Source organism: Dietzia cercidiphylli, from assembly GCF_014145145.1.
GTDB classification, from domain to species: domain Bacteria; phylum Actinomycetota; class Actinomycetes; order Mycobacteriales; family Mycobacteriaceae; genus Dietzia; species Dietzia natronolimnaea.
In genome coordinates, this window is sequence record NZ_JAALEA010000488.1 from 1 (window position 1) to 4815 (window position 4815).

At 73.1% G+C, this 4815-nt stretch carries 5 protein-coding genes; 4 read left to right on the forward strand and 1 reads right to left on the reverse strand.

What is annotated here, in order from left to right:
• The 3 genes from G6028_RS16070 to G6028_RS16080 form a co-directional block, all read left to right on the forward strand.
• Positions 1 to 412: MarR family transcriptional regulator (locus G6028_RS16070; protein WP_182659470.1), on the forward strand; the 412-nt coding region annotated here is incomplete at its 5' end.
• The gene (locus G6028_RS16075; protein WP_182659471.1) at positions 409 to 1830 is read left to right on the forward strand and encodes an MFS transporter; all 1422 of its coding nucleotides are present in this window, start codon (positions 409 to 411) and stop codon (positions 1828 to 1830) included. The genes G6028_RS16070 and G6028_RS16075, both read left to right, overlap by 4 nt.
• Positions 1831 to 1850: 20 nt before the next feature.
• Entirely contained in the window at positions 1851 to 2543 is a 693-nt protein-coding gene (locus tag G6028_RS16080; RefSeq protein ID WP_182659472.1) for a lysoplasmalogenase family protein, read from the forward strand.
• Here G6028_RS16080 and G6028_RS16085 read toward each other — a convergent pair.
• Positions 2533 to 3882 (reverse strand): alpha/beta hydrolase domain-containing protein, encoded by a 1350-nt coding sequence (locus tag G6028_RS16085; RefSeq protein WP_241730829.1) that lies wholly within the window; start codon positions 3880 to 3882, stop codon positions 2533 to 2535. The genes G6028_RS16080 and G6028_RS16085 overlap by 11 nt on opposite strands.
• Before the next feature lie 93 nt (positions 3883 to 3975).
• On the opposite strand from G6028_RS16085, the gene G6028_RS16090 reads away from it, so the two are divergent.
• The coding region (locus tag G6028_RS16090) for an alpha/beta fold hydrolase (protein ID WP_182659473.1) at positions 3976 to 4815 on the forward strand (840 nt) is incomplete at its 3' end.

Here is a 4815-nt window from a genome sequence, read left to right on the forward strand (position 1 = left end):
CGCGCTCGCCGCCGACCTGCGCGAGGCGCTGCGCCCGCTGTGGCGGCGGCTCGGCGAGCACCGGACGCTGTCGATGGGGAAGGTCGGGATCCTGGCCCGCCTCGACCGCCACGGTTCGCTCACCGCGACCGACCTCGCCGCGCACGAGCGGATCAGCCATCAGGCCGTGGCGGGTGCGGTCCGCGAACTCGAACAGATGGGCCTGGTCTCCCGCAGCCCCGACCCCGCCGACGGCCGGCGGGTCCTGATCACCCTCACCGACAGCGGCCGCGCACGTCTGGACACCGAACGCTCGGCCGGGCAGGAGTGGCTGATCCACGCGGTCACCGACGAGCTGAGCGAGTCCGAACGCGCCACCCTGGCGGCAGCCGTGCCCCTGCTCGGCAGGCTCGACGCCGAGGGCACGAGGTGACCTCGACCGACCGCGCTCCCGCACCCCGCTGGTTCCTCCAGACCCTGGTCTACGCGGGGCTCACCAGCGCGATCGTCAGCTCGCTGGGCATGCTGCTCGTCCCGTCGGTGGCAGGCGAGTTCGGCATCACCGTCAGCGCCGCGCAGTGGATGCTCACCGTGAACCTGCTGGTGGGCGCGGTGGCCACCCCGATCATGGGTCGCCTGGCGGACGGCCCCCACACCAGGCGGCTGCTCCTGGCGTCGCTGGCGGTGATCTTCACGGGATCGGTCATCGCCACCGTGGCCACGGACTTCACGATCTTCCTGATCGGCCGGGCACTGCAGGGTCTGCTCTACGGCACCGTCCCGGTCACCATCGCCCTGGCCCGCCGACACCTGAGCTACTCCGAGTCCCAGCCGGCCATCTCCACCCTGTCGGTCACGGTCTCGGTGGGAATGGGGCTGGGGTACCCGCTCACCGGCCTGCTGGCCGCGGGGTTCGGCCACCGGTCCGCGTTCGCCTTCGCCGCGCTGTTCGTGGCCACCGCGGCGGCCGGGGTGTGGCGTTTCGTCCCCGCCGGTCCCGACCCACTCGCCCCGCGGACACCCCTCGACCTGCCCGGAGCCGTTCTGCTGGGCGTCGGCCTGGCCACCCTGCTGCTGTGGATCTCCGAGGCCCAGGGCTGGGGCTGGACCTCTCCGCGCGCCCTGGGGACCCTCGCGGTGGCCGTGACCGCCCTGACCGCGTGGGGCGTGCACAGCGTGCGCACCCGGCACCCGCTGATCAACCTGCGGGTGGTGCGCCGGCCCGAGGTGCTGCTGGCCAACGCGACCGCGATCGGGCTGGGCACCGCCCTGTACATCGGCCTGTCGATCGCGAGCCTGGTGGCCCAGGCCCCCACCGACACCGGCTTCGGCCTCGCCGTCCCGCTCATGTGGGCGGGCTTCATGATGGCGCCGCTGTCCGTCGGCAGTTTCCTGGCCAATCGCGCGGTCAGGGCGCTCTCCCGCCGAGTCGACATGGCGGTCTTCCTACCGGTCGGTGCGGCGGTGATGACCGTGGCGTCGCTGCTGCTGTGGTGGGCGCACGGCGACTTCCTCACGCTCGCCGTCGGGATGTTCCTGTTCGGCGCGGGGATCGGATCCGGGTACGCCGCCATGCCCGCGCTGATCGCCCGGAGTGTGGCCGTGGACCAACTCGGCAGCGCCGTGAGCTTCAACCAGGTCCTGCGCACGGTCGGCGGCGCGGTGGGTGCCGCGCTGTCCGCCGCGGTGCTCGCCGCCCACCCGTCCGAGTCGACCTACTCCACCGACGAGGGCATCACCATGGCGTTCGGCGTGGGCGTGCTGTGCTGCGCCGCGGTGATGGTCGCGTTGACGGGGCACGCCGTCACCCGACGACGACGAGGTGGCGCATCCCCCGGCGCGCGGCGGTGACCGGCGATAGCGTCGTGGGCATGCGCGCACTGAGCTGGGGCCCCGTCGCCGTGGTGACGCTCGTCCACCTGATCGCGCTTCTGACCGGCGCCGACGCGGTGGCAGCGTGGTCGCAGGTGCTGCTCATGCCCGCGCTGGCGGTGGTGCTGCTCGTGTCACCGCCCGATGACCGCGGACCCGCCTGGCCCTGGGCGCTGGCCGCGTTGGCCGCCAGCTGGGTCGGGGACTCGCTACCCAAGGTGATGCCGGAGGACGCGCGGTTCCTGGCGATGATCGGCGGGTTCGCCGTGGCCCAGGTGCTGTGGATCGTCGCCTTCACCCGAGTGGACCGGGGCCGGTCGCCGTTCGCGTGGACACTGCTGCTCATGGTGGTGGCGGTCGCGCTGCTGGCGGTGACGGTTCCGGAGGCCGGGATGCTCGCCCCGGCCGTGGTGGTCTACGGGATGTTGCTTCTCGCCGTGGCGTGGCTCGCGTCGAGCCACGGTTGGGTCGGCGCGCTCGGCGGCGCCCTGTTCGTCTTGTCCGACGGCCTGATCGCGCTGGGCGCGTTCCGGCCCGATCTCGTCGACTGGGCGAACCGCGACCTCGTGGTGATGGCCACCTATGTGGGCGCCCAGGCGATGTTCGTGGCGGTCATCCTGCTCACGCGATCACCCGAACTCACCTGGGGCCGAGCACCCCGCCGGGAGACCCGCACCCGACTCACCAGGTGAGACGCTCCGGTCGGGCGTCGGCCAGGATCTCCTCGCGGTCCTCGGGCAGGAGGAACCCCTCGGCGATGAGCCGGTCCGTGGCCGCGCGATAGGCCGCCAGGTACTGCTCACGCCCCGACTGCCCTCCGCCGGTCTGCCCACCGCCCGGCCACCGCTCCCGCAGCACCTGCTCGGGAAGCTCCACCGTCCGCCCGAGGAGCATGCACAGGGGCTGCGCCTCGGGATGGGGCACGCCGGTGAGCTGCTCGACCGGGGCCTCCACGACGGGGGTCCGCACGCCACCCCTGCCATTGCCCATCTCGTCGGTGACGACCTCGTCGTCGTCGATCTCCACCGGCGGCGCGGCCGGCGGGCGCGCACCACCGGCGACCCAGGACACCAGGTGCCTCAGGGCGGCGCGGAGGACGAACACCTGCTGACCGCTGTTGACCGGGCCGTGGCAGTCGACGAACTGCGCGAACTCACCCAGCTGATAGAGGTCCGCGTGCGCCTGGCCGGCGATCTCCCAGGTCACCACGGACTCCGAATCGGGTTGGCGGGCGGGCAGGGAGGCGATCCGGCCGATCAGGTCGCCCTCCGCCTGCACCACCATCACCGGCGCGCCAACGTCCTCGCGGAGCGTCGCCGGGCCGCGACCGAGGGCGGCGACGATGTCGCTCCCGCGGCCGCGGTCGTCGAAGGGCAGGTACCCGGCTCCACGGCTGTGGAGGAGGAACGCGTCGAACACCCCGGCCCGCGGGTGGACGCCGTTGACGTAGGAGGTCAGCGCGAACGCCGACTGCGACTCGCCCACCGCGATGACCGACCGCGCGCGCAGACCCGCGAGCGGCCCTTCCCCGTCCGGCTCGCGCACGTAGCGCCCCACCTGCGTGACGATGTCGTAGGCGTACGCGTCGCCGGGGTGGTGCAGGTCCCCGTAGCGTTCGGGCCGCTGGGCTCGGAGTCCCTTGGTCTGGCCGCCGAGGCCCACCGCGGCGTCCCCGCCCTCGACCGCGATGAACTGGGCCGACACCCCGACCCAGGCGTGACCCGCCCGGAGGATCTCGTCGGCGAGGTAGGTGTAGTCCGGCGCGGCGTCCTGCCCGCCACTGACGTTGAGCCACTCCACCAGCACCACGCCGCTGAACGACCCAGGTTCCGGCCGCCGCACCAGTACGCGGGTCGCGAACGGCGCGGAATCGGCCTCGGTGAGCTCGACGCGCCCGTCGCCCGGTGTCGCCACCGTGTCGTAGGAGACGGCCTCGCCGCTGCACGCCCACTCCGACTCGCCGAACCCGGCCGCCGCCAGGTCCGGGGCCGCGCGGCCGGACATCGGCGGGAAGGACCTGCCCTGCGTCAACTCTACGAATGTGGCTCGCCGGGATCGGTGCATGGACCGATTGTGCCTGTTAGCGTCGCCCTGGCGACCCCCTTTGAAGGCCAAGGAGACCCGGTGACCGACGGACCCGATCTCTTCCCCGGTTTCCGCTCCCGCGTGATCGAGACGCCCGGCGCCCGGATCAGGGTGCGCGTCGGCGGATCGGGACCGCTGGTCGTGCTGCTGCACGGGTACCCGCAGACCGGGGCGATGTGGCACCGGATCGCCGCCGGGCTGGCCACCCGGCACACCGTCGCCGTTCCCGACCTGCGCGGATACGGCGCCTCGGAGTGCCTCGACGACGACTTCTCCTTCCGCGCCATGGCCGCCGACGTCACCGCACTGATCGGCGAGCTCGGGGGAGGTGGGTCCGGTCCGGCAGGCGACGGGGAACGCGACGGGACCGACGACGACACCGCTGTCGTCATCGGACACGACCGGGGTGCCCGGACCGCGCATCGGCTGGTGCTCGATCGGCCCGGGTTGGTGCGGGGCGTGGCGCTGCTCGACATCCTGCCCACCACCGAGGTGTGGCGGCAGATGTCACCGGAGATGATCCGCGCCTACTACCACTGGGGCTTCCTGGCCCGGCCCGAGATCGCGGAGCCGATGATCGCCGACGACCCGGTGCGATTCCTCCATTCGGCCCTCGCCGGCCTCTACTCCCCGCTGGAGGCGTTCCATCCGGTGGCCCTGGCCGAGTACGAGCAGGCCATCGCTCGACCCGGCGTCATCCACGCGATCTGCGGCGACTATCAGGCGGCTGCCACCGTGGACCTCGCCCACGACGAGGCGGATCTGCACCGCCGGCCGGACCTGCCCGCGCTCGTGCTGTGGGGCGCCCGGGGGAAGGTGGGCGCGGAGGTGGATCCGCTGGAGGTCTGGCGCGGCCGGCTGCCCCGGGCCGAGGGCCGC